The organism is Bradyrhizobium sp. SUTN9-2 (assembly GCF_003122645.1).
GTDB classification, from domain to species: domain Bacteria; phylum Pseudomonadota; class Alphaproteobacteria; order Rhizobiales; family Xanthobacteraceae; genus Bradyrhizobium; species Bradyrhizobium yuanmingense.
This window is the reverse complement of the sequence record NZ_LAXE01000001.1, coordinates 2,740,053-2,742,287: the sequence shown is the minus strand read 5'-3', so window position 1 is coordinate 2,742,287 and position 2,235 is coordinate 2,740,053. Positions and strand designations below refer to the sequence as shown.

The following is a 2,235-nucleotide window of genomic DNA, read 5'->3' as shown; positions in this document are numbered from 1 at the left end:
AAACGGGTCGGAGTGGCAGCACGCGCGATTTAATGTGAAGGATGACAGCTTCTTGATTGAGGAAACAGACCCGACGACGAACTACGGCTACAACTATGTCGTCAAACAAATTGGATCGCAGCAGACAGTCAACCAGTGTAAACGCGAGCGCCTAGTTTCGACCGAGATATCTAGCCGAATTGTGTGCGGTGGCCAGCACATTGGCTTCCTGATGGACACTAAGACGCTACGCTTCCAGCAGATCTACGGAGGCAGTTTTCTAAGCGGCGACGGGACGGACACGCCATCGCTAACAATCGGGAGATGCAGTCAGCTCAAATGATTGAATCGAGTCAGTCCTACAAATGAAAATTGCGATCTTATCCGCCGCCGACGTTGCTGGTTGGTACACCGCGACGCTCATGCAGCGAGGGCACGAGGTCACCATCGGCCCCTTTGGCTACGCGCCCACCGCAGTAACCGGCATGATTGAGGACGGAATTGAAGGCGTCCTCATCTTGGCTGACGGGGACGATAATTTGGACGAGATTGCTGCGCGCTTCACTAAGGCAACAGGCCGCCCTGTATGGCGCAATCTGACCGAAATTCCGGGGTGATCCCGGACAACATGCAACCAGTAAATTCTGAGGGGCTATGAAACTGACGAGTTTTCAGATCCAGAACTTCCGCTCCGTTGAGGATAGCGGCTGGATCAACGTTAATGATCTCACGTCCCTAGTCGGGCGCAACGAAAGCGGGAAATCAAACCTGCTTCTGGCATTGGCGTCCTTAAACCCGCCTGGGGGCAGGCAGCCCCTGACCCCGGTCAAAGACTTTCCCCGCAGCCGCAGGCTGGAGGAATGCAAAAGCAACACCGTTGTTGTTTGGAGCTGGTGGTCTCTGTCGCCTGAGGAAGCGGAAGAGCTTCATCCGCTGTTAGGTCCACTCGATACGGTGGCGATCGGCCGCGGATACGCCGCTGAAGCTATTTGGACCCAATTCAAAACAATGCCGCCTGAGTTGGATGCGCGAAAAATGGCGAGCGTGCTCAAGCGGCTGAGGCCCGTCCTTGAGCCGAGGTGGACTGCGTTGGAAGGTGAGCAGAAGACTCAAGTTGAAGGTGCTTGGGGCGCTCTTGAAAAGGCCAATGCGAATACCGTTTCAAAGGCTTGGGCCGGTGCTGTAACGCCAGCTGCCGCCGCTCTGAGGAAACAGCTCGGTGCTGCGAGCATTATGCTTGACGACAAACAGGACGAACTCCTCACGGAGCTTGAAGATCAGGCACTCAAAATAACTAGCTACGATGCAAATAAGTTGGCCGCCCATAAACTGGTCATCGGATGGCTTCCGCAATTTGTTTACATCGCGGATTTCCCGGAGTTATATGGACATCAAGAGCTTTCATCGTTCGTTGAGCGCCGAGGACAAAATCCCGCCACCAAGGAACGGGAAGACAACTTCGAAAAATTGGCTAAGGTCGCAGGCTTTAAGCCTCAAGAACTCTACGAAAAGCGCAATGACCATGAGTTAAGGGGACAAATTCTCAACCGCGCTAGTTCGCTTGTGACAGGCGAAATTCGTCGTCTCTGGAAAGATCGGCAGTTGATGGTTCGCGTCGACATCGACGGTCCTAACGTCACTATTTTGGTTTCTGACCCAAACTCACAGTATCCTGTTGAAGTTAACCTGGATGAGCGTAGCCGAGGATTCAGGTGGTTCTTCGCCTTCTACATTACATTCTCAGCTGACACTCAAGGTGGGAATGCAGATGGCGCCATTCTTCTCCTGGATGAGCCCGGCCTCTACCTTCACGCCAAATCACAGGAGCATCTGCTCAAGCACTTCCGCGAGGACTACGAGAACCAGATCATCTACACCACACACTCCCCGTTCATGGTGCCACCCGACGCGCTAGAGATCGTTAGAACGGTCAATATCGATGAGAAGACCGGCACTAAGGTCTCCAACGTGCCGACGGGGGATTCGAGAACACTCTTTCCGCTCCAAGCGGCTCTTGGATACCAGCTATCCCAAACGCTTTTTGTGGGACACTCGAATCTTATAGTCGAGGGTGTAACCGACTTCTGGATCCTTTCTTCAGTGAACGCGCACTTTGCGGCAACCGGTGTTCCGGCGCTTCCTGAAGAGCTGACGATCACTCCCGCGGGCGGGGCTGGGAAAGTCTCCTATATGGCCGCACTACTAGCCTCAGAGGAATTGAAGGTTCTTGTTCTATTGGACGATGACCGCGCTGAG

At 53.8% G+C, this 2,235-nt stretch carries 3 protein-coding genes; all 3 read left to right on the top strand.

Annotation, left to right across the window (positions count from 1 at the left end):
* Positions 1–322, top strand: a 322-nt coding sequence (locus tag XF30_RS38870; protein WP_204524509.1) for a hypothetical protein, incomplete at its 5' end; no start/stop codon positions are given.
* 22 nt (positions 323–344) lie between these two features.
* On the top strand, positions 345–596 hold the full coding sequence (locus XF30_RS12465) for a hypothetical protein (RefSeq protein WP_109142877.1): 252 nt from the start codon (positions 345–347) through the stop codon (positions 594–596).
* Between the two features lie 37 nt (positions 597–633).
* The coding region (locus XF30_RS12460) for an ATP-dependent nuclease (protein ID WP_109142876.1) at positions 634–2,235 on the top strand (1,602 nt) is incomplete at its 3' end.

Coding starts and splice junctions, on each gene's coding strand:
- XF30_RS12465 (WP_109142877.1), top strand. CDS start 345: ATGAAAATTGCGATCTTATCCGCCGCCGACGTTGCTGGTTGGTACACC.